Origin of the sequence: Candidatus Nitrososphaera gargensis Ga9.2 (assembly GCF_000303155.1) — an archaeon.
GTDB lineage: Archaea > Thermoproteota > Nitrososphaeria > Nitrososphaerales > Nitrososphaeraceae > Nitrososphaera > Nitrososphaera gargensis.
The window spans coordinates 594930-618832 of the sequence record NC_018719.1 but is presented as its reverse complement, the minus strand read 5'-3'; the positions used below and the strand labels follow the sequence as shown (position 1 = coordinate 618832).

31 protein-coding genes and 1 pseudogene are annotated in these 23903 nt (G+C 44.5%); 16 read left to right on the top strand and 16 right to left on the bottom strand.

The genetic code is table 11. The annotated features are described in order from the left end of the window. Positions 1-473 precede the first annotated feature (473 nt). The 3 genes from NGAR_RS03695 to NGAR_RS03685 all read left to right on the top strand — a co-directional run bounded on the left by NGAR_RS03695 (position 474) and on the right by NGAR_RS03685 (position 5640). Entirely contained in the window at positions 474-1793 is a 1320-nt protein-coding gene (locus NGAR_RS03695) for a DNA topoisomerase 2-like domain-containing protein (RefSeq protein WP_187147642.1), read from the top strand. Between the two features lie 146 nt (positions 1794-1939). Further along, the gene (locus NGAR_RS03690) at positions 1940-2239 is read left to right on the top strand and encodes a winged helix-turn-helix domain-containing protein (RefSeq protein WP_015018295.1); all 300 of its coding nucleotides are present in this window, start codon (positions 1940-1942) and stop codon (positions 2237-2239) included. Positions 2240-2637: 398 nt separating this feature from the next. Next, positions 2638-5640 (top strand): hypothetical protein, encoded by a 3003-nt coding sequence (locus NGAR_RS03685; protein ID WP_015018294.1) that lies wholly within the window; start codon positions 2638-2640, stop codon positions 5638-5640. Positions 5641-5643: 3 nt separating this feature from the next. Here NGAR_RS03685 and NGAR_RS03680 read toward each other — a convergent pair whose 3' ends face one another. From NGAR_RS03680 to NGAR_RS18310, 5 genes are all read right to left on the bottom strand, one after another. Next, entirely contained in the window at positions 5644-5847 is a 204-nt protein-coding gene (locus NGAR_RS03680; protein WP_015018293.1) for a hypothetical protein, read from the bottom strand. Between the two features lie 91 nt (positions 5848-5938). Next, a complete protein-coding gene (locus NGAR_RS03675) occupies positions 5939-6850 on the bottom strand; it encodes an A24 family peptidase C-terminal domain-containing protein (protein ID WP_148680929.1) in 912 nt (303 codons plus the stop codon). Continuing rightward, positions 6835-7428: a hypothetical protein gene (locus NGAR_RS03670; protein ID WP_148680928.1), complete on the bottom strand. Its 594-nt coding sequence runs from the start codon at positions 7426-7428 to the stop codon at positions 6835-6837. Before NGAR_RS03670 ends, NGAR_RS03675 begins: the two co-directional genes overlap by 16 nt. Positions 7429-7430: 2 nt before the next feature. Beyond that, entirely contained in the window at positions 7431-7598 is a 168-nt protein-coding gene (locus tag NGAR_RS17165) for a hypothetical protein (protein WP_015018290.1), read from the bottom strand. An 88-nt stretch (positions 7599-7686) separates the two neighbouring features. After that, positions 7687-8004, bottom strand: a complete 318-nt coding sequence (locus tag NGAR_RS18310) for a hypothetical protein (protein WP_015018289.1) — start codon at positions 8002-8004, stop codon at positions 7687-7689. Between the two features lie 90 nt (positions 8005-8094). Here NGAR_RS18310 and NGAR_RS03660 point away from each other — a divergent pair, with 90 nt between their 5' ends. The 5 genes from NGAR_RS03660 to NGAR_RS03640 all read left to right on the top strand — a co-directional run bounded on the left by NGAR_RS03660 (position 8095) and on the right by NGAR_RS03640 (position 11476). Next, positions 8095-8709 carry a CBS domain-containing protein gene (locus tag NGAR_RS03660; RefSeq protein ID WP_015018288.1) on the top strand — a complete coding sequence of 205 codons (615 nt, stop codon included), beginning with the start codon at positions 8095-8097 and terminating at the stop codon, positions 8707-8709. Positions 8710-9370: 661 nt separating this feature from the next. Next, complete coding sequence (locus NGAR_RS19250) at positions 9371-9661, top strand: eCIS core domain-containing protein (RefSeq protein ID WP_407637196.1); 291 nt, start codon at positions 9371-9373, stop codon at positions 9659-9661. Between the two features lie 206 nt (positions 9662-9867). Further along, positions 9868-10161: a hypothetical protein gene (locus tag NGAR_RS03650; protein WP_228369280.1), complete on the top strand. Its 294-nt coding sequence runs from the start codon at positions 9868-9870 to the stop codon at positions 10159-10161. Between the two features lie 131 nt (positions 10162-10292). Beyond that, complete coding sequence (locus tag NGAR_RS03645) at positions 10293-10739, top strand: hypothetical protein (RefSeq protein WP_228369279.1); 447 nt, start codon at positions 10293-10295, stop codon at positions 10737-10739. A 521-nt stretch (positions 10740-11260) separates the two neighbouring features. Then, a complete protein-coding gene (locus NGAR_RS03640; protein WP_015018282.1) occupies positions 11261-11476 on the top strand; it encodes a hypothetical protein in 216 nt (71 codons plus the stop codon). Positions 11477-12402: 926 nt separating this feature from the next. Here the strand turns inward: NGAR_RS03640 and NGAR_RS18700 are convergent. Together NGAR_RS18700 and NGAR_RS03630 are read right to left on the bottom strand one after the other, a co-directional pair. After that, on the bottom strand, positions 12403-12594 hold the full coding sequence (locus tag NGAR_RS18700; protein WP_148680926.1) for a DUF72 domain-containing protein: 192 nt from the start codon (positions 12592-12594) through the stop codon (positions 12403-12405). 21 nt (positions 12595-12615) lie between these two features. Then, entirely contained in the window at positions 12616-13047 is a 432-nt protein-coding gene (locus NGAR_RS03630; protein WP_266190407.1) for a DUF72 domain-containing protein, read from the bottom strand. 1128 nt (positions 13048-14175) lie between these two features. Between NGAR_RS03630 and NGAR_RS03625 the strand changes: the two genes are divergently transcribed. Beyond that, positions 14176-14358 (top strand): hypothetical protein, encoded by a 183-nt coding sequence (locus NGAR_RS03625; RefSeq protein ID WP_015018277.1) that lies wholly within the window; start codon positions 14176-14178, stop codon positions 14356-14358. 136 nt (positions 14359-14494) lie between these two features. On the opposite strand, the pseudogene NGAR_RS03620 reads toward NGAR_RS03625, so the two are convergent. The 3 genes and pseudogenes from NGAR_RS03620 to NGAR_RS19245 all read right to left on the bottom strand — a co-directional run bounded on the left by NGAR_RS03620 (position 14495) and on the right by NGAR_RS19245 (position 16963). Further along, positions 14495-15661, bottom strand: a pseudogene (locus NGAR_RS03620) (RNA-guided endonuclease InsQ/TnpB family protein). Positions 15662-15884: 223 nt separating this feature from the next. Continuing rightward, positions 15885-16709 carry a serine/threonine protein kinase gene (locus tag NGAR_RS03615; RefSeq protein WP_015018274.1) on the bottom strand — a complete coding sequence of 275 codons (825 nt, stop codon included), beginning with the start codon at positions 16707-16709 and terminating at the stop codon, positions 15885-15887. Positions 16710-16789: 80 nt separating this feature from the next. Beyond that, on the bottom strand, positions 16790-16963 hold the full coding sequence (locus tag NGAR_RS19245) for a UPF0147 family protein (protein WP_148680924.1): 174 nt from the start codon (positions 16961-16963) through the stop codon (positions 16790-16792). Positions 16964-17511: 548 nt separating this feature from the next. Here NGAR_RS19245 and NGAR_RS17160 point away from each other — a divergent pair. The 4 genes from NGAR_RS17160 to NGAR_RS03595 all read left to right on the top strand — a co-directional run bounded on the left by NGAR_RS17160 (position 17512) and on the right by NGAR_RS03595 (position 19345). Next, on the top strand, positions 17512-17670 hold the full coding sequence (locus tag NGAR_RS17160) for a hypothetical protein (protein ID WP_015018273.1): 159 nt from the start codon (positions 17512-17514) through the stop codon (positions 17668-17670). Between the two features lie 58 nt (positions 17671-17728). Continuing rightward, positions 17729-17923 (top strand): hypothetical protein, encoded by a 195-nt coding sequence (locus NGAR_RS03605; RefSeq protein ID WP_148680923.1) that lies wholly within the window; start codon positions 17729-17731, stop codon positions 17921-17923. Between the two features lie 244 nt (positions 17924-18167). Next, complete coding sequence (locus NGAR_RS03600) at positions 18168-18917, top strand: hypothetical protein (RefSeq protein WP_015018272.1); 750 nt, start codon at positions 18168-18170, stop codon at positions 18915-18917. 41 nt (positions 18918-18958) lie between these two features. Further along, positions 18959-19345: a hypothetical protein gene (locus NGAR_RS03595; RefSeq protein WP_015018271.1), complete on the top strand. Its 387-nt coding sequence runs from the start codon at positions 18959-18961 to the stop codon at positions 19343-19345. On the opposite strand, the gene NGAR_RS03590 is transcribed toward NGAR_RS03595, so the two are convergent. Further along, positions 19335-19694, bottom strand: a complete 360-nt coding sequence (locus NGAR_RS03590; protein WP_015018270.1) for a hypothetical protein — start codon at positions 19692-19694, stop codon at positions 19335-19337. The two genes, NGAR_RS03595 and NGAR_RS03590, sit on opposite strands and share 11 nt — an antisense overlap. Before the next feature lie 79 nt (positions 19695-19773). On the opposite strand from NGAR_RS03590, the gene NGAR_RS03585 reads away from it, so the two are divergent. Next, positions 19774-20046: a hypothetical protein gene (locus NGAR_RS03585; protein ID WP_148680922.1), complete on the top strand. Its 273-nt coding sequence runs from the start codon at positions 19774-19776 to the stop codon at positions 20044-20046. 266 nt (positions 20047-20312) lie between these two features. On the opposite strand, the gene NGAR_RS17155 is transcribed toward NGAR_RS03585, so the two are convergent. Both NGAR_RS17155 and NGAR_RS03580 read right to left on the bottom strand, forming a co-directional pair. Continuing rightward, positions 20313-20477: a hypothetical protein gene (locus NGAR_RS17155; RefSeq protein WP_015018268.1), complete on the bottom strand. Its 165-nt coding sequence runs from the start codon at positions 20475-20477 to the stop codon at positions 20313-20315. A 445-nt stretch (positions 20478-20922) separates the two neighbouring features. After that, positions 20923-21174 (bottom strand): hypothetical protein, encoded by a 252-nt coding sequence (locus tag NGAR_RS03580; RefSeq protein ID WP_015018267.1) that lies wholly within the window; start codon positions 21172-21174, stop codon positions 20923-20925. Positions 21175-21219: 45 nt separating this feature from the next. Here NGAR_RS03580 and NGAR_RS03575 point away from each other — a divergent pair, with 45 nt between their 5' ends. Both NGAR_RS03575 and NGAR_RS03570 read left to right on the top strand, forming a co-directional pair. After that, positions 21220-21648 (top strand): hypothetical protein, encoded by a 429-nt coding sequence (locus NGAR_RS03575; RefSeq protein ID WP_015018266.1) that lies wholly within the window; start codon positions 21220-21222, stop codon positions 21646-21648. A 423-nt stretch (positions 21649-22071) separates the two neighbouring features. Then, positions 22072-22296, top strand: coding sequence for a hypothetical protein (locus tag NGAR_RS03570; protein WP_015018265.1), 225 nt, complete (start codon positions 22072-22074; stop codon positions 22294-22296). Positions 22297-22353: 57 nt separating this feature from the next. Here NGAR_RS03570 and NGAR_RS03565 read toward each other — a convergent pair whose 3' ends face one another. The 3 genes from NGAR_RS03565 to NGAR_RS17150 all read right to left on the bottom strand — a co-directional run bounded on the left by NGAR_RS03565 (position 22354) and on the right by NGAR_RS17150 (position 23690). Then, the gene (locus NGAR_RS03565) at positions 22354-22980 is read right to left on the bottom strand and encodes a hypothetical protein (RefSeq protein WP_148680921.1); all 627 of its coding nucleotides are present in this window, start codon (positions 22978-22980) and stop codon (positions 22354-22356) included. A gap of 207 nt (positions 22981-23187) precedes the next feature. After that, a complete protein-coding gene (locus NGAR_RS03560; protein WP_015018263.1) occupies positions 23188-23457 on the bottom strand; it encodes a winged helix-turn-helix domain-containing protein in 270 nt (89 codons plus the stop codon). A gap of 89 nt (positions 23458-23546) precedes the next feature. Next, entirely contained in the window at positions 23547-23690 is a 144-nt protein-coding gene (locus NGAR_RS17150) for a hypothetical protein (protein ID WP_015018262.1), read from the bottom strand. Positions 23691-23903 lie beyond the last annotated feature (213 nt).

The window sequence follows — 23903 nt, the reverse complement described above, 5'->3', positions numbered from 1 at the left end:
TGGGACAACTGAGTCGTTTTAGTAATATATACGACTCGGCGGCAGCGCCTACTCCACTGCCATCTTAGTCAATGATCATTTCTCTCTGATACTTCTTCCATAAACGACCTTGCCTTTTTAGATACCTTCTCTTTTATCTCTCAATTTTAGCGCCATGCTCCGCTATTCGTCGGTCACGCTGTCCACTATAGCTACTCCCACGCCCTTTAGCTATCATTTGTGCCTGACAATCTCTTTTGCAAGAGCTTACCTCTATTTTTCCTCATTCCAGGCTTGAGGCGATTTTATATTTGCAAGCGTGCCAAACACTGGCACAGCATTCCTTTTAAGCCAGTTCGCAGCAGCGCCCGCCGCATATCGACCATTTTTCTGACCCCAAATAGGTGGTGGAACGGTCGTTCCAAGCATTCCTGATATAATGCCTACCGAAAGTAATAGATGGTAGTAACAGGTTGTATACCACTGCCGGTCAATTGCTAAGTACAAGAATTCTGGTTGCGTCGTTACTACTATTGATGGTATTGGTCATACCAATATCGGCATTTGCAGAATCCTTTACCGTGATCACAAACAAGGACATCTATACGCCTGATGAAAAGGCGATAATAGTTGGTGCCATACCTGCAGATGCACCTGATGGCTACGCCGTTATCATAAAGATAACTGGTCCAGGGGGAGAATGCGCTACCCAGAACATACTGCCTGCGGAGAACAATTCGTTTCGCTCAAGACCCGTAAGGCTTGATGGATGCGGCTTTGGAGAAATCTCGGTATCCGCCTTTTATGCCGAGCTGAATGCAACTTCCACTTTCACAATCTCTGAAAGCAGTAGCCAAGCAGATGCTGGAAGCAGGATGGAGCTCCGCATACTAAAGAATACTGTGTTGCAGGCGCAGGAAACGGTCAATCAAAAAGTAAAGGATCTGGTAGAGGGCGGTTACGTCCTGCCTGAAGAGATTGCCGAAAAATACGGCGAAGGAGTCTCGCAGGCATCACTTGCCCTTGAGGCAATCGAGTTTGGAGACGCGGCAGAGGCGAAGAAGCACATCATATTTGCTCTGAGGGACTTTCGGGAAGTCCTGGATGCGCTCTCTGAGAACGTGGCAAGGTTCGAGCAGACTGCAACAGACAACAACCCAGACATTGTCGGAATGTACGACATACTGCAGAGATATTACTACAGGCTTCAACTGGTAGCCGAAAAGAACCACGTGGATAAAGAGGAGGAATTCAAAGCCGCCGCGCTGCTTCTATCAAACATCAAGCGGATGATAGGCGAAGGCAACTATGAAGCCGCCGGACGAAACCTGGAACGAGTAAACATGATCTTGGAGAAAATAAGATCTACTCTCTCTGAAGAAGGGGAGAGTAAAGAAAGACTCACCTCTGAAACAAACAGTACCAGTGAGGTAGACGAAGAGCTAGCTAGAAAACTTATCGAGATTGCGGCAAGATATGAGAATACTGTGCTTGAATTACTCAACAAGACCAGCTCTGACCCCGAGGCAAAGGCAAAAGTGCAAGAAGTGATTGCTCTCATTGCAAATGCAAGAACAAGCATAGAAGCAGGGGACCTTGAATCCGCAAGACAGAACTTATCAGCGGCATACCATGCCATCAACTATACAAAAAAATTGGTCGAGGATGACGAAGATGGCAATACTTCGGCCTCTAGCAAGGGCAAAGATTCAGACAATGATTCAAAAGAATCATCTAACGACGATGGTGAAGATTCTAAAAAAAGTGGTAAGAAGGGCTCTAACAGAGGCAACAGTGACAAAGAAGGCCAATAGGACCTTTTTCAGCTAATTTTTGGGCAACACAGCTCTATGGCAAAAGCATTGAAGGCACGAAAACTATCTGCATGGAACTGGAACGGCCGTTCCATGTGAAAATTCCGCCCTCCCCCTAATATATATTGGAAGACTTAGGCAATCCTATGTCTGAACGCAAGAATAACAGAGGCAAGATCGAGATCATGGCGGATATCCTGTCTCTTTCGACAGCGGGAATAAAAAAGACCCATATCATGTACAGGGCAAACCTTAGCTATGAGCAAATACTCTATTACCTTAACCAGCTATTGGGCAAGGGATTGATAGCCCAGGATGTTGTAGATGGAGCGCTTGTGTACAGGACGACGGAGAAAGGAAGGGAATTCCTCGTGTGCTACTCGCGCATGAGCGAACTCATCACTGAGAGCTGCCCAGACGAAAAAGTGCCACTGCTCACAGCCTAGGCAGCTGGCCGCAGAGCTATTTTTCTCGATCCATGGGAGAACTGGCAGAATCGTCTGATCGGGCTATTTTCATGGCAATAGGAAACAGGCACACCTGAGGGACTAAGGTATAGATTTGAGGAGCATGGACGCGACACACTGTCTGATCCATAGGCGCTCTACATGGTTGGTATTCTTCTCATAGATCGATAGCGTGTAACCTTTTTCTGGCTTCTCTCATACGCGCGTGTCTGTATAGCTCACTTACAGACTAAGCTACAATAAGCAAGCGACTACGATCTAGAAGAGACATAGTGAGAGAAGGGTTGAGAAGGACAGGTAAATTGACTTGTACATTAATCTGCTTTGCCATACTGTCACTCATGATATTCATTGTCCCACCCATCTCCTTACCTGCAATGGCGCTTGAGAACGACATCAGGCTTGACATGAATTTTGCAACCTCTATAGTCGAGGCCGGAGCAGCCACCTATCCGATAGGCTATGTCAGGCTGGTATCAAACGACACCAGTGAGCCGGTCATTGCGCCAAGCGATCTTGAAATCGGGCTGCTTTCTACAGATGCTTCAATAGCATTTGTGCCTTCAAGGGTCACGATCCCTGCAGGGAGCGACTATGCTCAGTTTAATGTCGAAGTCAGCGACTTGGCAGGCAAGACTGAAATATCTGCGCAATATGGCGACCAGAAGGTTACTAGAACCTTCAAAGTAGTAGACGCCTTGAACCTCATCGAAGATATTGATCTAGTTATCAACCTTGCATCTAACAAGATGCAGGTGGCCTCAGAAATGCCTTTCTCTGTATATCTTGAAGACAATGGGAACATTCTGCAGGCACCAGAAGATATTGTGGTCAAATTAGACTATGAAAGCTCGCTGGTGCAGCTGGACTCCGACAGCCTTGTGATTAAAAAGGGCAGTTACTATGCCACAGGCACAATAAAGACACTTGAGAAATCAGGCAACGCGTTTATCAGGGCTGAATCAAAAGTCGGCACCATTGGGCATCTGAACACTGTAACCAATGTGGAGATATCTCAGACGCAGCCTGCTTCGCTGAAAGTCTATGTATTTCCAGACCAAGTTAGCCTGCACCAAAACACTATCGATATATTTGTTGGGGTACTTGACGCTGCAGGGCAGCCTACGCTTGCCGCCGAAGACATCAAGCTGGAGCTCTTTTCAAGCGCTTACCAGCTGGCAGGCATTGAAAGTGCCCCTGCAGTAATAAAGAAAGGCGAATTCGGCTTTTACCTAAGACAGTACATGAGATTTTACGGAGACCAAGAAGTGACCATAGGGGCATCCGCATCAGGACTCGGGTCCAGCACGGCAACGTTTAAAGTGCTAGAAGATTCTCTTGGCCCGACGCACCCAAAGGCACTTGATAGGACGCTGAAGGTATTCACCGTTGACAATATGCCAAGTGATTCTGATTCGATAGCTGTTTACCAGCTCAATGCAATAGAGCGCGATGACGATGATGTTGACTGCAACCATAACGGGGACCTTACAGACGATGGTGATGATTGCGACAATGATGGCTCGTTTGATACGCACAGGGATTCTAACAAAGATGGCGTAATCAACGAAAAGGATTGGCATCCGGTAGATGACCTAGGAGATGGCGCGCTTTACCCTATAGACTCGATATCGATCTATAGCCCAACTCAGGGTAACCTCAATATCGTGTCTGGTGACAACTTGGCTGCAAGAGTGTTCGATCCAGGCTATATTTCCTCGGGCAGTTCCTACGGTACAGCCACGATATTGAGCGGGCGTCAGGCCAATAATGTCGATATTTCAGTTTCGCTCTCAAACTTTGCCGTTGGATCAAACACCTTAACAGTTGTAGGCGGCCTAAACCCAGTCCAGACAAAGATCTTTTCTCCCGGCGGATATGCGTCAGATAGTAGCTACAGGGTGCTGTTTGATCGCAACGGGTTCACCGATCTATTTTTCATTACACTTGACTCCTCTGGCAGACCTTCAAATTCTGACAAAGGGGTCAAGTACTTGGTCAAGCCAATCAACGAGCTTACTGAAATCAATCCGGGATCAAGTTTTGCCAGCATGCACATCAGTGAGAACTCTTTCAAGACCGGTAGCGCCATAGTAGAAAATACAATTAAGAAAATAAGTGCAGTGCCTGTTGGTGTGAATTCAGACTCTAGGCTGCAGACAACATCGGATATGCATCTGCTTTTCCACACAGGCACCGCCAGCCAAGTGCTACTCCCATTTGACAGCATAGTGGCCTTCAGCAAGGCGCACCCGATCGGCATTATTCAGCTTAGAGATGTGTCTGGAAATCCTGTCCTTGCGCCTGATGATGTTGCAGTCAGGCTGTTTGCGTCATCCCTCTCTAACGTGCTACCTGTATCTGTAGTAACCATACCAAAAGGCAAGTCATTTGCCAGCTTTGACGTCGCTACTTTTGGAAGGGCAGACAACTTTACAATCTACGCTACAGCTGACGGCCTCCAGTCATCGTCTGTCATGCTAGCGCCAGTTGTGGCAGAGTTGCCCGCCTCATTCATAGGCACCACCACTTTTACCGCATCCGTTCCTGCAGTCATCACAGTATCAACACCAATACCGAATGTAACTATCTCGTGGGGAACATCTAGTGGCCTCTCGCTGGGCGACAAAACAACATTCAAGCCTGCAGGCAATTCGTATGTCGCTACAGCGCAAGTGATTTCCGAAAACCCTGGCACATTTACAGTAGATGCAACTCTGCTAAAAGATGGCTTCAAGCCGACCAGGATAACAAAAGAGGTGATGGTCGGACAATACCATAGACAGATGAATGCCATTCTAGTAGATAACGGAGCCGCGATATTGGCGTACAACCAACCTGTGATGATGAAAGTATTGGTACAGGATGTAAACGGAGCTCCGGTTCCGGGCGCAACGGTAAAAGTGGAAGACAGCGGACCACACGGCCTGATGTTCGTATCAAGCGTAACTACTGACGCAAGCGGCACTGCATCCTTTATCTACACACCTACAAACATAGACAAATCCTCTAACCTAATTACGCTTATGGTTACGGCGTACAAGGATGGATACCAGACATCCCGGTACAGCAAGATAGTGGAGATTGATGGCTCGTCGACCGTCCTGCCGCCTGTTCCGATAATTGGGAACATGTTTGCCGGCCTTCCTTCGTGGACGAGCTACGCAGTACTTGGAGGAGTCGCAGCAGTAGGCAGCGGAATCTATATGCTTAAGAAGCAAAAGAATCCAGAAGACGAAGAGCCTCTTATTGAAGAAGCAGGCGCTGCAAAAGAAACAACTGAGAAAGCAGAAGCAGCTGAAGCGATTAAAGAAACAGTTGTTGAAGAAGCAATAGAAGAAGACAAGGAAGATGACGAGACGGAAGAGGAAGAAACCTAAGTCTTATTGCTGCTGCGCCGCCGGGGCAGCGCCTTCTTTTTGGCCACTGCTAGCTGCCTTTTCAGCGGCATACTTGCGGATATAGTCAAGTATCGCTTCCTCAAGTGCATTCTTAAAGTCACCCTTTCTCAGGCCATATTTTTCGTATATGACGTGTCGGAACTCCTTGACCAAGTTATCGTCGACCTTGGCGTTTATTATTGCCATGCAGCGATCAAACCTGTATCGAAAAAGGATGCATATAAAGATGTACCCTTAAGCTGCTAAGTAGCTAACTGTGTAAGATTGAATCAGGTGGCTAAAAGAGCAGCCTCATGATAATGGCAGCAATGTCTCCGACGAAAAGCATTGAAACAAAGCCTGCCAGCATGAAGGCGAGAAACGGCGTTCCTCTTGTCACCCACACGTCTCGCCTCGTCTCGTACTCTGTAGTCTCGGCGTTCTTGAGAGCAAAGCTGAACTGGCGCCTGCCGTCCACCAGCTGCTCGATGGGAAAGGCATAGCCTGGCTTGCTGCCCGTCTTGTAGCCTACCGTGACTGCTAGAATTTTCTTGCCCGTCGACTCGTGCTCCAGCCCCTCAAACAGCTTGCCCGGATTTTTTGATGCATACGCCGCATTGCTTGCTAGGTTGAAGCCTATAAGGGACAAAGAAAGTATGACTGCGTTTGATAATACAATGAGAGGAGCTATAGGATGCACCAGAAATGCGCTGCCTGCCGGCAGCAGGACTCTTTCTGCGATCCCTCCACTAAAAGTGGGCAGGATGGCTGCCAAGGTAGTCAGGGCCAGTGCATCCGCGCCACCAAATAGGCCGGATTTGTAAATGCCAAAGGAGACTACAGCCGCAATTAAAATAGGGACTGATGTATTGAGAAGATCAAACGCTCCTCCATAGGCAAACTCGAGCGCATAAACCGCCAGCGCTGTGATACCAAAGAAGACCCAAAGCATATCACTGACTTCGCGTCTGCGTATATCAAAGAAAGAGGCGCTACCAAGCATTCCTGCCGCAAGCAAGATGCGTACCAGCTCAAAATCAATACCGGTAATCATAGTCAGCTGACAATGGGGAGCTTGCCTGCTTGTCGTTATAAAGCTGTGTGTGTCTGTTGAAATAATTTCATGCATGTCTGCATTTCTTTTTGATATGGTGAGAAACACTAACTCTACTTCTGAGTGGTTGAGGGAAACCTTCAATCGATTCGGCAAGATGGCCACCTGTTATAGAAAGAAGCCCTAAACTCTAGGAAAAGCTTCTCCTGCCCACCATCACTTTGGCTAGGATGCCTGCAATGACATGTATTATAATCATCTATTACTCCCATTCTAGAGTAACTATTACGTGCATCTTGGAATTGCTGATCACTTATCACTGCTCCGCCATTGGATGGCTCAAGGAGCGACGTGTGAAGGTGCCCTACAGGTATGCTGGCTCCTGTCCCAAGTCTCGGCAAGTTGGTCCGGTAAAAAGATTTCATTTGAAAGATAGCCTCCGCCTGATCCCCGACTGAAAGGGAGCCTTGGCTTGGCCCGCCGCTCCCGACTCTTACAGACTGGGTGGAGCCGGCCGGGATCTCTTGTATTTCCTTTTCTTCCGGAAGCGGCGTGGTTCTGCCCAGACTCTGCCGGATTGCACTTGTTGGAAGGGTGGTTCTGATAAACTCTGGACCAGAGCCAAGCCCCGCAGGCTCTCCTGCAGGGAGAGCTACTCCAAGGTTGTCGGGAAAGCCTGATGAACGTCTGCGGCCGGCATATTCCTCCATCCCAAACGACGAGCTCGCTCCCATGCTTATTCGTCATGGATCCTTGTCACTACCGTTGTCGCTGTCGCCAAATCTTCGCCGCCATTGATATCTCTCGTCGGCGCTACCACGGCGGCAGCTTCTACACAGTAGTTCCTTATCCACTCGCCATAACGACTGAATAGCTCTTGCCACTTGTCCGTCGCTCTATCCATGAACTCGTCCCTCTTTGTCCCAGGCAGCGAGTAGAACTCAGTGAGGCCCCTAAAGCCTCAGTATTCAAACGTCTTGTAAAACTTTGAGCTATTCCACACACATGTGCGCTGCAAAGCCAAATCCAAGGCTTCTTCCATCTGGCCAGAATAGTGTCGGGCGCGCTAGTATCTTAAATTCCGCATCTCGATAGTCCTTCAACCTTGTATACGTATCCACGACTCGTTCTGCGATATCCAGTATCTGAATAGTGATATCGATATTGGCTTCTGTTCTACTTCCTAGAGGAAGCAATGATGACGAGACAGACACATCAGATTGCTTCTCCTGCAATAATGTTGCCCTCAGATCACGTATTAATGCCACAAGATGCAGGATTTCATTGCGAACGCTCTTGCTATCATTCATACGCCTGATATATATGTATGCCTATAAGAATAGTCTTGTCAATTATATTCCGATAGGAATAAATTTCAATGACTACATTATCCAAATATAATGCCTGTGCAGCTGCCCACCCTTGCATCTATAAGAAAGCGACGCCTTGCTCTAGGCATGACCCAGCAGCAGTTTGCCCAGGTCTGCAGATTGAGCCAGTCCATGATAGCCAAGATAGAGAACAGCAGGACCGATCCATCGTATAGCACTGCCATCAAGATTTTCGAGACTCTAGAAAGGCTAGAGGCACAGGAGATCAATCGCATCCCAAGGCTTATTACCGCCAAAGATATTATGACAAAAAAGTTGATTTCCGCCGCACCAACAGATCTTCTTTTCAAGGCAGCCCTCGTTATGCTGGAAAATAACATCTCTCAGATGCCAGTATTATCAAGAGAGGCGGCTACAGATATCGTGGTTGGAGGACTTACAGAAAGGCTACTTCTAACTGCTTGGAACGGCGATAGTAATTTTAAAGGAAAAAAAGTTTCAGACATCATGTCAGAACCATTCCCAATTATTGGTCAAGATACAACAATTTCTACGATTAGAAACATCCTAACCGACGAACCAGCAGTGCTAGTTTCTGACAGTGCATCAAAGAGAATTGTCGGAATAATTACAAAACAGGATCTAATCAAGGTGACTGCAAGGGTGCGTGGCTTCGCAGCCTAAAAATGAACATACACTGCTTTTGATTCTTCCACTTCTTTCAGAAATTAAGACACTAAATCTTTGAGCTGTCAGAGCTAGAAATGACAAAGTTTTTCTACTTGACGTAATTCTTGTTAATTGTTATTTGCTTTGGCCCATCAAAGTAATAGCAAGTGAGCAAATGACAAAGCGCTAACCCCCCCTCTAAACTTTCATCTTATCATTCCATTGATGATTTGCCAGTGAAGGAAGAATCTCCTGATACTACAGTTCACTTGCAAGACTCTAATAGCAATCCCACGCAAGGATATATTCGCACAAATATAGATAACTTTGATTTCGCAAAATTGGGATTTATCCAAAGTTGAAAGTGGGCCATCCTAAGGATTATCTATGAAAAAGAGGCAGAGAGCGTCGCTGAAAATGTGATGTCCATGACACGCGGCATGCCAAGAGTCATTTCTCTGCAATCTGGCAAGTCCAACGAGAACGTAATTCGGGATCACAAAATTGGAATGATACGAAGAAATTCACTTTCTATCAATCCCTCCAGCAACATCTGAACCATTGCCATCAGAAATCAATAATATATGCTGCAGTCCGGCGGCTATTCCCGGCTTGACGACTCTACACGCGGACTCATGGAATCAAGATTTGGCTGTGATTTTGGCAGTGTCAGAATATACGCGGAGATGCTGCAGCTAGGTCAACCCGATCAATAAATGCTCTAGCGTACACAGTAGGCAGCAGTATCATATTTGGAGCAGGACAGTACAAACCCTATACTTTTGACGGGATGCAGCTACTTGCACACGAATTGACGCACATGGTGCAAAACTCACTTCGACATTTGACCCGCCAGAACCCTAGACCCGCCATAATCTTCTCAACATCATTCAAGAACCCATCGATAGGTAAAATAGAAATCCATTCAGGCAAAAAAGGAAAGTTGCGAAGTTTCTCTCCTGGCTGATTTCTCACCCGTACACCCTCGGTCCTTCTTCTGCCATTGACATAGCAAGCAATGCCATTCTAGAAAAATGATTACACAAGCCGCTCTATGAATTAAATATGCATTATTACAGAACATTGTTAGTAGCCATGAAACCAAATAATTTTGCCATGAAAGCGTGGCATCTTGAACATGTTGAAAAAACCATTGTGCGTTTTATCAAAGGATTGTCCCCCGATGCATCCTCGTTTGAGAAAAGGAATTATAAAAAATACGGGACTATCTCGTATTGCATAAAGCAAATAGAATACGACATGAAGCATGGCGTTGACAAGACCGAAGTAATGGAGATCTTGCGCAAGATCCGACTGGCCGCAAATTATGCAGACTTGAGGCAGAACGCTGAAGCAGTTGAGCGGTTGGAAAGATTAGAAGACCAGTTGTCTGGCGCTCAGAAGGTAGAAGAAAGTCTTTCTTGGTACAACAACGCATACAGGGAAAAGAGCGGAAGAAGCTGGTAGAACGAATTTCTTACTCTGCCAGCTAACAGATTAGCTTCAATTTTTTATATAATTTGCCAAAGCTGTATAGGAATGTATACTTATATTAACAACGTGAAACTAGCTAGGTTATGGTCAAAATTAATCCTTCTGTGACTTTAGAACTTAGTGACGGCCAAAAAATAACGATTAACATAGATGAAGCAAAACAGCTCATCAAAGGTCTCGGCAAATTTGTTCAAGAAGACAATGGCCGCGCTAAGAATGTGACCCTCCAGACAAGCACAAAAAGAAGGAAAAAAGGACGAAAGAGTGCCCGCAAGAGTCACAAAAGGTCATTCTCTGGCATGAGCGATGCCAAGCAAAAATCAATACTTGACCATGTCAACAAACGATTATCTTCAAATCCACAGACACTGTCGCACCTGCTCAAAGGCATCTCTTATGTTCCCAATCATCTTCCCATGATCAGGAAGATGGTGGAAAATCAAAAGCACGTTTCAAAGAGACTGATAGGCAAGAGGATGTTTTACTTTCTTGCTGCTGCAGAAAATAAAAGAGTGGGAAGACCTTCAAAGGTCACTGCTGTCGCTGCCTGATAAGACAAAAAACTAGACACTTCTGGAAATAGTAACAAAAAACAGATGATTTGATACGCCATACGATGAAGTGATAGAGTACAAGAACAAGGTCATTGATCACAAAAGAGAAGCTAGACTATTAGGCAAACCTTATCTGCTAGTCTAGCCACGGTGAAATGTTGTCTTTCCATGCTCTCGGAGTGCATGCACCGAAGGCAAGACAGGCAGACTCTGGTCATCATCCTCAATCAAGTGGGAAAGAATTTTTCCTCTCAAAATAATCACATTTCTTCGTCTCATTTTGACTTCGCTGGCATTAACATAATTCAGCCAAAACTCAAAGTTAGCCGGCCCAATGACAAGTATGAATTGGAGGCTGATGCCATAGCTAATTAGATATTAATAAAGAAGAACCGTCATGCATATTGTGTTACAGCTAAGTCTACTCAAAAAGAACAGGACATAGATGACATTTCTGCCATGATTCGGAGCAGCGAGTACAAGATCCGGGCCACGAGATACAACAGCTTGCAGGTATTATGCAAAAGACGACGATTGCCGAGCGAGTCAAGATGGTCTCCGGTTTTTGCTCAAGGAATAAAATCGAGTACCTGACGTATCACGCACCGATTTTTGTAAACGGCGAGAACATCTGTGACGAAAAGTGGGGCGGAATAATTCTGGATTCAATCATGCAGAACATCGAAGAAGCTAAAGAAGTAATAGACGATCCGGGATTACAAACGATGCAGTAGTAGTATTTCACCTCGCTTACTTTGTTTCAAGAGATGACTTGGCAACAATGACTGCCAAGAAAAAGCTCGAGCTTCAGTCAGGGATGTTCGCCCGGTTCATTAAAAAAGAGGGAATTGAAAATTGAAAAGAGATAGTGTTGGCGCTAGAGAATCTCTATTCCAAGTACTTTCAATATCATTCTGTAGCAGGTCCCTACCACCCTAACGACATTGCAACTTTGGATAAACATGGAATCAAGACGGTTCTCGATCTGTCGCATTATCACCTGTATGCAAATTACATCTGACACGGCAAGGGTAACATACTGGGAGACTTGGATAGGGCGATTCATGGTCCGAAACCTCCAAGCTGGTCAGAGTGCATAGGCATTCTATCAAGCAGTTTAGTGCAGCTTCACATCCGTGACGCAAGAGGGTTTGACCCTGCCGGCGAGGGCTTGATGCTTGGGAAGGGAGAAATTCCAATCAAAGATGTACTCAAAAATGTCCATTCTCTAAAAAGAACAATCCGTGGAACCATCGAACTAGACAACAGACATTTTGATCACAGTAGGTGCCAGCTCGAAGCTGTCCGATGGCTTGTCAAAAACGTAAAAGATGTATTGTATTAGCAAAAGCCGTGATGTCATCATCTCTTTTCATGTATTGGTTGGCATATTATCAAATATTTGTTGTCAGAAACTGCTGATATCGAAAAGCTGATCTCACCTGCAGGCTATATGCAACAAAATCATGCTGCGAACTGACCAAGCTTTGTCTGACTAGCAATTTCCTTCAGCTTGACAAAAGCTTGTTCTTTCCTATCTTTCTGTTCTCTTGATAGCTTTTCACCAATCATCTCTCTGAATTCAGAGCATTTGCAACTGCTTCTCCGCCATAATGATTGTTGAAATAAATTCTCAATCGCTTGACTTCTGGGTCTTGCTTTATTTTTTGACTTTATCCGCCCAGGGCTCAAGCTCTTCCTTGCTGTAGGGGTAGTTGTACCGGTAACCCTTGTTTCTGCCGTGCAGTCTAATGGAAACATGATCGGCGGTCAGAACGACATTTGATAGGTACTGCAACTTTGGATCAGGCGAATCTGTAATCACTGAAGCGATATTGTACTGCCTGAGCAGTTCTAGCGCGCCTTCTGCCTGTCATGATGGGTAGCGGAACTCTAGAGCGTACTCATAACCTATAGGCAAACGTTCTAGAAAGCCTTCGACTTGCCAAAACTCATCGACTGAGAATGAGGGTGGTAATTGAATCAGGATAGCGCCAAGCTTGTTTGCATCTTTTAGCGGTGATATCTTGTCTAGGAATTCGTTAAAGGATACTGTGGCGTGCTTTCTTGCATCTAGCCTTTTCATGTACGTAACAGTTTCAGGTACTTTTATAGAGAACTCAAAGCTATCTGGCGTTGCCTTGACCATGCCGTAGAACGTGCCTTTTGTCATCTTGCTGTAAAACTTCTCATAGAATGTGGCATCAAGCTCTGCTGTTGAAAAGTATTCAGAATAGTATCTAAGGCGCTTTGTCTGTGAATCGGGGGTAGAATGTGCCGACCCATCCGCCCTTTTCTGCTGGATCCGAGTAATTCCAGCCTGAACAGCCTGTGAGAATCTTGTCCATCTATAACTAATTGCACCATATCATAGGTAAATCAGCTGCCTAATTATTTTCTATTTTGCCGAGATTGTGATATGAATCAGGCTCTTAATAGAAGTAGTAGCACAGTTCTGACGGTTCTGGTAACTTTGGGAAAGATGGTGTTTCTCTGTCTCCTCGTAAAATCAAGCCGACCTCCAGCTAAGTTACCAAAACTGCCGTACATAATCTTAATAACAATTTCAATAATATTTTTACTATCATGACAGTGCGTGAATTAAAAATAAGACATGTACAAAAACTGCAATCTGAAACGGTTCTCGTTATGCAGGGCGGAGGCTCGCTAGGTGAGTATGAGTGTGGAGTGTAGTATAAAGCGTTATCCAAACATGATTTAAAGTTCGACATTGTCGCTGGTACCTCATAGGCGCCATCAACGCAGCCATAGCGGCCGTTTCAAAGAATGACCGCCCAGACAAAGACCTTGAGGATTTCTGGTTGGAAGTTGCAGAAACAGTGACCGCCTCTATTATCCCGGACAGCCTTAGGGCAATGATATCTTCGGCTTATGGAGCATTATATGGTAACCCCAAGGTTTTCTCTCCTGCATATAAGTAAACCCGTTGAAGAGTTATATGCCTAGAACAGATCAAGCTCCAAGTGTCCAACGTGTTCAAATTCCTCTAGCATAAAACAATTTTCGCACCACGCGGAAGTAGGTTCGTTGCATTCGAGGCAAACACTCCTTACCGTAATTTTGCTGCCGCATGAGCGGCACTGTTTTCTGTCAAATAATTTGGTCGTGGGAGCATGCTTACTATTCTTCATGTTCAATAATAATAACACCACCACATTTTCAACAAGCCCCTTGCTAGTAGGAGTGTACATCTCTCTTGTGCAGTCTAACCTCTTTCCATGTTGAAAATATTTTTTGACACTTGTCACACATCCATTTTCTCCTTCCAGGATCGTCTTCGTTAGGCGATACAAAATTCAAAATGTACTTTATTTTGTGACTATTGTACATAATTCCCAAAATAGGGAACCAGTATATAACACTTTTCTAGATATGGCATATAGAGATAGACTCCATTTCATGCATTCTGGGAATGTTGTGGGAGGCGAGTGTTTCAAAAGGCAAGTTTGGCGTGGTGCCGGTGATGGAAACTCACAATTTTAACAACATAGGTTCCGATACGGCAAGGGTAATAGGCTTCTTTTCTAACCCAAATGTCGTCAGGACATTTGAAAAGGTCTTCATGTCTGCCAATTTCAGAGTTCAGCATTACTAAATTGCCGCCTCCACGAAATCTCCAATAGAGGTGGTTAGCCGCTACATATCATCTCTGGATCTGCATGAACGACTCGAACAGACACTAGTAAAAATTCGGGTCAAAAATAATGGCTTACCAATAATAATGTGAACTACTATCGGACAAGTCCGATAGCCTCTTCTTCCTGCTTCAGCGACCGCTGTTGTAGTACGATCTCCACAGGCGTGTAACTTCCCGGCGTTCCACCGGTAGTAGTAGTAGTAGTAGTAGTAGCACTAACGACTCCAGTCCTCGCTTGAGGATATTGATGGCAGAATTATAGTCCCTGTCAAGCACAGCACCACACTCTGTACAAACATGTGTACGTACAGCCAATGACTTTGGTACTGGGTGTCCACATCTTGAGCAGTCAACCGAGGAATATGCTGGCTCTACCTCCACTACCCTGTTAGCCTTGTACTGCAGCATTTGCTTAAAAGTAGACCAGCTTGCGTCCAGTATCTTTCTTGCAAGACGGTGGTTCTTTGTGAGGTTTGCCACTCGTAGCCTCTCCAGGAATATCAGGTCGTAGCGGCTGCTGTAATAGTTGGATAGCTTGTGTAGAAAGTCACGGCGCTTGTTATGGATGCGTTCGTACAATCTGGCAAGCATGCGCTTTGCTTTCTCGATACCCTGCGGTGAGCTCTCCTCAATGGCTTTAGCATCTTTGTTAGAAACTGCGGATTTTCCACTACATGGTTGTCAGAGTCATGGCAGAACTTTGTTATACCTACATCAATGCCAACTGCTGGCTTTACGTACCTGATTATCGTTGAATACAGCCTGCGCAGTACATCGCAGGCTACAACTGCGTACCATTTATTACCAGCCTTGCTACGGCATATTGTGACCTGCTTGACGTTGACAGGTTGACGATGTAGTACAATCCTTATGCTGCCTCCTGCTATCTTTGAGAGTACCAGCCTGTCATTTTCTATCTTAAAGCCAGACTGGTTGTATGTAAATGAGTTGAAATCTTCATCCTTTCTGTATGAAAGCTTGCGGCCCTTTGCCACTACCTTTATAGCTGCTGCTGCAACCTGTTTTGCTACCATCTGCAACATTTTAGAGTGGTAGTAGTATTTGCGAAGCCATGGGTGTTGCTCTTTTAATTCAGTCAAGGCATAGTTCATGTCGTACTCTGACATTGGCGATGGTAGTGAGAGAAAGTAGTTGTATATCCACCTGCAGCCATCCAGAGTTTGCTCTAGTGCAAGCTCCTGTTCTTTCGTTGTTGGATATATAGTCGGAATTTGTAGTCATGAGCGTCATGATGATTGATTGATTATGATAGTACAGCAGCATATTTTTCACTGGTGCTACTTAAAAAATATGGTGGCGATTCATCCACTGGACAAGTCCAGTGGTCTTCTCGCCATGTCCTTATAAAGGATGTTTTTTGCACTAGCAAAATGGCTACATCGGGTCGCTTTTCTGAAGGAAGAATTCTGCTATGGGCCTTGACCTTGGGCTCGAAATTTTCCTGTTGCAAAAGGTCAAGATTTCTAGTAATAGTATCTAGCGTCTTCTAGCAATTCTATGTCTGGTATTAATTCCAATACAGACGTGTACCGTTTTTCAGGATCGAGATCAACCATTCTCAAAATAATGGCATCAAGATCCTTGGAGATAGTAGGATGAAATCTCGAAGGAGGTTCAATAACCGGCCTCTTCATGTCATTGTTATATGATGGAGGCCTTTTCCCTGTCATCATTTCGTAAAATATGACTCCAAGCGAGAAAATATCTGCGCGCCCGTCAATATTATCAAGGGAGAACCATTGTTCGGGGGCGCAATAGCCTGGCGTTCCCCCTACTTCTCCTGTTGCGGCAGTTAACGCTAATGATTTTCTATCGATATCTCTTCCAAGGCCCCAGTCTGTTATCTTGATTTGAGCTCTGTGATCATCTGTATATAGGATATTATCTGGCTTCAAATCGCGGTGGTAAATGCCCGCATGATGTGCCTGCCCAAAGGCGTGCAGGATAGGTAAAATTACTGTCTTGATCGTCCAGTTCCTCTGAAAGACATAGTTTTCCCTGAATTTTTCGTCCATATGCTGCCTGAGGGAGCCACCCCGGAGGTATTCCATGGTATACCACGGGCTAAAATCGGGTGGGTCGCCGCCTAGGTTCCACTCTACTATCTTAACAATGTTTGGATGGTCAAGCTGGGCAAGGATCTTGATCTCCCTGTCAAATCGTTGCTTGTTGACTGCATTTAGATCCTTGAGCAGTTTCATCGCATAGATATTGCCATCATTACCTTCTACTTTGTACACATTTCCAAATCCACCTGATCCTGCCTTCTCGATTATTTTGTATTTCAAGACCTTTGCTGAGCAATATGTAGCATCTCAGAAATATTATATTATACTGTGCTGCACAAGCACATTCTATTATTATCCCCTTATTGATTCGAGCTCCGATAGAGCCTCTGCCATATGGCTACTCTTTGGTAGGGCTCTAGCCAATGGAGCTGCGTCACATTTTCTAAACTGCTTACGGCATTGACAGCTCTCACCTGTATAGAGCTATCCTCATTGTTTAGCATGGCAATCACTTCAGCTAGCGTACTTTTCATTTTCCTTTTCCCTTATGTGCTTCGCATGACTGAATCCAGGCTAGCAATCGCTCGGGATAGCTTTTCCTTGTTTTCAATTTTCTTCAATTCTTTTTAAATTTGAGTATACCTCGTCCTAAACCGCCAAAAAGCCAGCGTTCGCTTTGCGATGCTAAAACCTTTGATAGTTTTAAAGAGTTTATGTGGTTCGCAATTGCGATACCAACCAATGTCTTTTGATACAACCGAAATATTCTAAAATTATGACACTACTGCAGCACAGAATATGTCCAGCGCATCCAACATTTGCAAGTGCAACCATGACCTGAGAACTCGTGTTTTCAATCCAAATACAGACAAGCTGCCGTGTGGAATCTGCAAATGCAAGGACTATTCGCATTGATGGTATAGCAAAATCCTGTCATCATTTGCCGACAGGCTGCAGATACTTAATTTGTTGATCAGGATTATGATTAATCAGTAAAAGATATGATTATCACGCTATTGACATGAGTCGTTTAATGTACTGCTAAGCAGGGTTAATCATTCTTGCATGGAATTACTATGACATGGAACCGATAGAATCCGCAATGTGGGTGGCACTAGGGTTCTTTCCGACGCTGGCTGCTCTTGTGGCAATCTCAAAGGCACGGATATTCCGCATACGCAAGTATGGCAGGATAGCCAAGATCGAGGTCAGGCGCCCAAGGCTAAGGGAGATATCCTAGCACGTACGCAAGCGTAGCTGATGCTCTGAGCAGGCCTCCTCGACGGAGAGGAAAAGGCGTGCAGGATAACAGCCATGCTTGGGGAATAGTGCGAGTCGCGAACAGCATGAAGCACTTTTCGGTGCAGGTAACGTGCAACGATGGCTCGCAGTATTGGATACCTGCATACAGGGATGAGGCCGAAGGTCTTTACAAGGCTGCGATGGAAAGCGTCCTATACAAAAAGGCGATATCGATACTGGCCTCAAGATAAGGCAATGCAGAATTTATCCTCTGCGCTTTAGCGTAAACCGTAGGCAAAGCCTGCTGCCCTCTGGGACTCGCTCTACGCTTAGGAAGCTTGGCGCAAAGACGCCGAGACCAAGTTGACTTGGAGGCGAGCACCATTTTCCTACCATGAAATCATCAGTGACCATTCTCACTTCATCGTGCCAGTTGGTAAAGTTCTACACCAAGATATAAGTACAGAGGCAGGTACAACATCAAACAATATCTGAATGTCTTCTGCTACCTATCGCAGGGATCTCGTATGGTTTTCCCATGCTGTAAACGAATACGAAATACTGCAGGTGGCAAATGCCAAGAAAAAATTTGCGTTCACTGACCGTGTGATAAAACTTGATTGGGACAATTGCACAGTAGATGTTGCAAAAAAGCTTGATGATGGCAAGATACGCTTTGTAATCAGAAGCAAGACCAACCGCAACAGTGACTACATGGGCTCCATACCGGTGCAGCTGCGCTTCATGCTTGGAGTGGACGTGGACCCAAGTGAAATCTCTGAACCGCGGCTTGAAAAGGACTATACACTTTCAGCATCAAAAAGGAAAAATCTGCCACAATCAGTCAAAGAGATCGTCCACGATAGATGGGTCTTTGATCTTGGAAGCCGGTCGCAAGTCTGGGAGTGGACAAGGGCCGGTTCTGCTGATATCCGGTCAAGCGTGGTGTATGGAGTTTATGAAAAGATACGGAAATATTTGGAGGAGGCTCCAACGCCTGCAAGCAATAATAACATCTTTCGAGTCGAGGTCGAAAAGCTCGATGATGTTGTACCTGTTATCTACCAACCGGCAGTTGATTCGCTTGATAACTTTTTGCGCGAAATGCACTGTGCGAAATCAACAAACCCTGACGGCTCGCGGATATCGAGGTCTCACTGCTGTTCAATAACGAGCAGCTGCGCAAATTCAGGTTTGCTGACGGGATCTATCGGTGGCTTAGGAAGATCCTTTATGGGCGCCTGATAGATATAGAGACTTTCAAAATCCACTTTGTCAAAGATAGCATGAATAGCAACTATTTTGTCTTTGAAGGAATATACAGCGGAAATCATAACTTGGAATACGATACCACTCATCTTGACAAGCCGCCGGCTCCTCACAGGGAGATAGAATACTATTTTGCAGATCAGTATCATCCTATTGTGTTTATCAACACATCCAACCATGCGATGGGGCCACATGACAACAACCATGACCTGTGGAAATGGGAATATGTATCTTGGATAAAAGAAGCTCCTATAGTCGGGGAACCAAGACACGAAAAGAGATCGAGCGGAACTTCAAATCAATATTTTTCTAGACAAAAACCGGAAATGATAATCAAAGCAGAAATCAAGGATGTCGAACACGAAAAAGTCCATTGTATATGGAATTCACCATTCAGGTTCTGATAACATTAACGATTTTTTCAAGCAGGTCATCAGTGTTATACGGTCGCATTACCGCAACTACAAGAATTGTTTTTTCGGATGGCGTTTCCAAAGGAAATAGGTAGACATCCAAACCATTGCCATATCTTACTTTGACATGCTCCATGCCACCAAGGATATCTTCTGCGGTCTGGGCAACACCTACCATAATTTGAACTTGGGTGAACATGTCTGCAAATCTCTTTTCATTGAGAGCTTCCAAGCCTGGCTTTACTTTGGAAGCCACTAGTTTTCCCTTCTTGACTACAATTACACACACCAGATTTTGTCCGAGGAAATCAACCTTTTGGCAAAGGTCTGAATAGTCCATTTTCGAGTATCTTGCAAGCCTCCTATTATTAGTATTACAAAGCACAATAGAGATACTTTTAATATAAGGTGCCCCCTTTTTGGCAAGTATTCCAGATTTGTCAAAAAAAGAATTTAGCTGCGAAGAACCCGTTTCTGCGGAACGTTTGAAAATTGCATTTGATAAGTCACTGAGTATTCTGGGACAAAGTTCAAAGGAAGCGTTACTGCATGATTTGCAGAATAAGGGGATCGACTTGGATGGAACGAATCCATACTCTTTTAAGCAGATTGAGCAGGCATTAGAAAACATATTGGGAGAAGATGCTACTGAGCTACTGATTCAGAGATGGTGGAAGGCACTAGAAGAATAATTACAATAACAATGATCATGACCGGATTTAGAGCGTTCGCGGTCTCTTATCTATATTTGAATATTCCAAGTGGTAGTGGTTTTGCAGCGCTGGATTCTGGCTTCATATATTCCTAGGCTGGTGATGATCGTATGGCCACAAATAGAGATAACCAAATTGCAGTGCCGGCAGCACTATATGATCACCGACAATTTTAGATCATTCAAGATTCTCTTGATTCTCTCTATAAGCAATGGAGTAGCATCATCACCAAACAAGTTTTCAAGTCATTCTTCAATTTCTTGAAGTCTGTAGTGATGCTTGTAATCAAATACAATACCTTGCCGTTCTATTTCTTCAATTAAATAATCTCTAAACACAATACCAAAAACATCGAATTTATCAAATGCTTTCCTCTGGATATCACCCGGGATCTGACTGTGTTTCTCCACTGCTGTAGATACTTCCTTTTGGTTGGTCAGTTTCAGCAGTACCTTAGAGTATCTAAAAACCTGCCTCTTTCTTCGTGTATTTTTCTCTCAAGTATAATAGTCCTTTTACCAAGTCTCTTGCCTGTTTTGGAGTGATATTTGATTCAGACAACCATTCCTCACTAATGCCTAGTTCTAACAATTTAGCTATGTCCCAATGCATTTGTTGCAGTTCAATGCCGCGACTGCTAGAATTATTGCCAGATGAAGAGTCTATTCTGATTGTATGTCTCTCCAATACGTTTACCCGTATTCTATTCACAATAGGGATATAAAAATATAGAAGATATCTCTATATTATACTCATGTGGCATTGTCTCCAAATTTGGGAATCAGGGTGGGGGAACAAACACAGACCACTCTTGATACAGAAGCCACTCCTCTCTCTCTCTCACTTTTCTGACTATTATGGCTTGTTGATTGCCAGAGTACTGCCTTTAGAGTGCTTGTTGTTGTCATCATTCTTGTTATTCCTCTTTAGGTTCGTAACGGTTAGCATTGTAGCGTAGCAAGTTACTGCAAATATAGCTTCAATTAGAGTCAATTGCATAGAAGTATCTCTCTGGTTAGATCTTGATTTTGTGGCCTTTGGTGGGTAAAAGTGGATTAGGATCATAGAGGGCTGATTCGATATCGAGAAGATAATGTCATCAGGCATACTATTCTCCAGCAAATGGGCATATCATTGTAGTGACCCTCTATTATGACTGGAACAGCAAAAATAGTTTATCGTGAAGCGAAAGAAAGGGGTCATGTAAGCCCTTTGAGCCTCATGTCCAATATCAACTTGATACATGCCAACTTTTTCTTCATGGACATTGTTGGGCTATCGGATCCGTACATATCTACAAGGACACAGATCAAAAAGATAGAGACGCTTAACAAGTCTATTATGGAATGTGATGCTTTTAAGTCAACTCCAAAAGAAATGATGCTGGTGCTTCCAACCGGGGATGTATATGGTTCGGATCTTTGTGTTGAACGATTTGTACAACAATCCGTATCCCTTGGCGGCGAATCTGCACAAAGTAACCGTCCAGTAATTAGTACCGCAATAATGTATGGCACAAACTTGAAATCAACATCCAATAATTGTCATAATGCAGGCGAGCATGAGATTCCCAATCACTAGTCAAACGGCGTAAGAAAAATCTTATAGAGAGATAACTCTCTAATAGTTTCTTAACGACAGAAAGCCCTCACGTTGTGACATGTGCGGGTAGTATTTTGAATCAAAGGTAGATCTGAAGAGACATATAGACCAGAAGCACCACATCACAAACAATAGTATGAAAACTTCTTCCTTGTGACCTGTCCTAGCATCTACCTGTAGCAGTAGTGGTGGTGGCCTCTTGTTTGCTCAGCAGGAGTGTGCGGAGGTGGCTGCCTAGGTTACGGAATCAGCGGCGAGAAAAAGCCCCTGCCATTTACAGCGGGATGAATCGCTGTTATATTTTTTAGATGCTGCTGATAGCAAGCTTTATCCATCCAGCGAGAGGCTGCTGCGAGATGGTGAACTTGAAAGCGAGGCTTCTCAGTGGATCAACGCCGTGCGATGCAAAGTCAACAACCGGTCGCCAACAGCAATACGGCGACAGAGCTAGTGAAGAAGAAAAAAGGTGAGAAGAAGCTCCACCGAGGTACACGGGCGCACACACACATTGTTCTGTCTGTATCAGGGGCTGCAACTGACAAAGCCCAGAACCTCCGTGATGGTAGTAGTAAAAGAAGACAGGAAAACCATGTGATCAGGCAGGAACCTCAAACCCTTCAGGGTTGAGAGGATGTCAGACGTGGGTTCATCTTGATCTTTCATTGCAGTTATTATGTCATAATTCTAGATTGAATTGCCAAAAGGAAATTCCCTTGTCTCATCATGACCTGTTTCTGAAACATGTTGTAAAGCCTCCCCTCTGTAGATAAAGGACGCACCACATTTCATGCATAGGTATATCCTGTCAATGATTTTTTGTTGTTTTTTGTTGTTTTCTTCTTCTACGAATTTCTCTTGTGAATTATATCGCCTCTCCAATTCTCTAATGCGCTCCTCGGCAGGCCTCGCCTTTTTCCATAAAGTTTCGAAAATTAATTGCTGCTGGAGCACAATTGCGTCTACATCCGTATAGATGCCTTCGGTAACCGGGCCTTCTTCCGGTATGAGAGGGACTGATAGAAATTCTTTGTCGCTTACTACAAAGTTGCCCTTTACAAAGTCCAAGTGCCTAAGCTCGGTTATCATTCCTATCTGCTTTCTGCAATAATACAGGTTTCCTTCTTTGATTTCTGTGATGTATCTTAGCTTGACACCCCTTTTCCTTGCAGCAAGCTTTGCTTTTACCAGAGATTCTATATCTGTAGTTGCAATTGGCGTTTCAGATTCTATGCATGCACAAATTTCAGAGTCTGCGTTGACAAAGATTCTTGTCAACCTGTCTATGATGTCCTGCTGATCTGTTAGCATCATGACGATAGGCTGTTGATTTTCCTTTCTTTTATGGTCTGTACCCATTACTTCAGCTGACGCCTCGCATTTGGCCAATATAAATTGAATTTGTGAAGTTTTTGAGCAAATTAACAACAATTGTCATACTGTTGAATCTCTGACACGACCTGTCAGTTACTCGCAGCCGAACTACCATTGTTGTAGCCGACAGTGATTATGTTATATATTCTATGCACTGCAACTGCTCGCCATACAGATCATTTCTTCTGCCCTGTTGTACAGGCGCAAAAATTGAAGGCCCTTCTCTGTGATCTGGTAGTACCTTCTTGTTGGCTCAAAGTACTGAAGCAAACCACTTCCAATCAAGACATCAAGATGCCTCCTCAATGCATCGTAGGAAACAAAAGCTTCGTGCATTATGCTGCTGTTTGTCTTTGCTCCATTTTTTACAGCATCTAAAATCCTGGCGGCAACATACGTCCTGTAGGCATATTTCATGGTTCTTCATGTCGTGTACTGGGATAAAAGCGATTCGCTTTTGCCTGTAATGGAGACTATATACATAACAACATATCCATCAAAAGTCTTCACAGCAGTATCTCAATGAATTCTTTGTGGTCGGTGTCTCTACAGTGCTCCTCCTTTTCGTGTGGAAAAAGGTAGACGGCATCGCATGTTGTGCAGCGGTAAGCCCTGTCCAGCCTAAGAGTGGGCTTTTCGTCTTCATTCATCTTTTAGGACAGCTCAATTAAACCATGTCTATAAGCCCTAGGGAGTCAGATTCTATTCGACACTACATAGTTATTGTAAAATCTTCCATACCGTTCAAGCTTCGGTACTTTTAGCCTTTCTATTGTTTAACAATACCGGCTCTGTCAAGTCTTAGGTTGACTGGCTTTGTTAGGAACTTCAGATATTGAGTAATAAGCACAAGCCATCCGCCG

What these genes read in the sequence shown, in the direction of transcription:
- NGAR_RS03690 (WP_015018295.1), top strand. Translation starts at nt 1,940, where the DNA reads ATGTCTGAACGCAAGAATAACAGAGGCAAGATCGAGATCATGGCGGAT.
- NGAR_RS03685 (WP_015018294.1), top strand. Translation starts at nt 2,638, where the DNA reads ATGGCGCTTGAGAACGACATCAGGCTTGACATGAATTTTGCAACCTCT.
- NGAR_RS03680 (WP_015018293.1), bottom strand. Translation starts at nt 5,847, where the DNA reads ATGGCAATAATAAACGCCAAGGTCGACGATAACTTGGTCAAGGAGTTC.
- NGAR_RS03670 (WP_148680928.1), bottom strand. Translation starts at nt 7,428, where the DNA reads ATGGGAGCGAGCTCGTCGTTTGGGATGGAGGAATATGCCGGCCGCAGA.
- NGAR_RS17165 (WP_015018290.1), bottom strand. Translation starts at nt 7,598, where the DNA reads ATGGATAGAGCGACGGACAAGTGGCAAGAGCTATTCAGTCGTTATGGC.
- NGAR_RS18310 (WP_015018289.1), bottom strand. Translation starts at nt 8,004, where the DNA reads ATGAATGATAGCAAGAGCGTTCGCAATGAAATCCTGCATCTTGTGGCA.
- NGAR_RS03660 (WP_015018288.1), top strand. Translation starts at nt 8,095, where the DNA reads ATGCCTGTGCAGCTGCCCACCCTTGCATCTATAAGAAAGCGACGCCTT.
- NGAR_RS03640 (WP_015018282.1), top strand. Translation starts at nt 11,261, where the DNA reads ATGCAAAAGACGACGATTGCCGAGCGAGTCAAGATGGTCTCCGGTTTT.
- NGAR_RS03625 (WP_015018277.1), top strand. Translation starts at nt 14,176, where the DNA reads ATGTTGTGGGAGGCGAGTGTTTCAAAAGGCAAGTTTGGCGTGGTGCCG.
- NGAR_RS19245 (WP_148680924.1), bottom strand. Translation starts at nt 16,963, where the DNA reads ATGAAAAGTACGCTAGCTGAAGTGATTGCCATGCTAAACAATGAGGAT.
- NGAR_RS17160 (WP_015018273.1), top strand. Translation starts at nt 17,512, where the DNA reads ATGGAACCGATAGAATCCGCAATGTGGGTGGCACTAGGGTTCTTTCCG.
- NGAR_RS03600 (WP_015018272.1), top strand. Translation starts at nt 18,168, where the DNA reads ATGTCTTCTGCTACCTATCGCAGGGATCTCGTATGGTTTTCCCATGCT.
- NGAR_RS03595 (WP_015018271.1), top strand. Translation starts at nt 18,959, where the DNA reads ATGAATAGCAACTATTTTGTCTTTGAAGGAATATACAGCGGAAATCAT.
- NGAR_RS03590 (WP_015018270.1), bottom strand. Translation starts at nt 19,694, where the DNA reads ATGGACTATTCAGACCTTTGCCAAAAGGTTGATTTCCTCGGACAAAAT.
- NGAR_RS03580 (WP_015018267.1), bottom strand. Translation starts at nt 21,174, where the DNA reads ATGCCTGATGACATTATCTTCTCGATATCGAATCAGCCCTCTATGATC.
- NGAR_RS03575 (WP_015018266.1), top strand. Translation starts at nt 21,220, where the DNA reads ATGACTGGAACAGCAAAAATAGTTTATCGTGAAGCGAAAGAAAGGGGT.
- NGAR_RS03570 (WP_015018265.1), top strand. Translation starts at nt 22,072, where the DNA reads ATGCAAAGTCAACAACCGGTCGCCAACAGCAATACGGCGACAGAGCTA.
- NGAR_RS03565 (WP_148680921.1), bottom strand. Translation starts at nt 22,980, where the DNA reads ATGATGCTAACAGATCAGCAGGACATCATAGACAGGTTGACAAGAATC.
- NGAR_RS03560 (WP_015018263.1), bottom strand. Translation starts at nt 23,457, where the DNA reads ATGAAATATGCCTACAGGACGTATGTTGCCGCCAGGATTTTAGATGCT.
- NGAR_RS17150 (WP_015018262.1), bottom strand. Translation starts at nt 23,690, where the DNA reads ATGAATGAAGACGAAAAGCCCACTCTTAGGCTGGACAGGGCTTACCGC.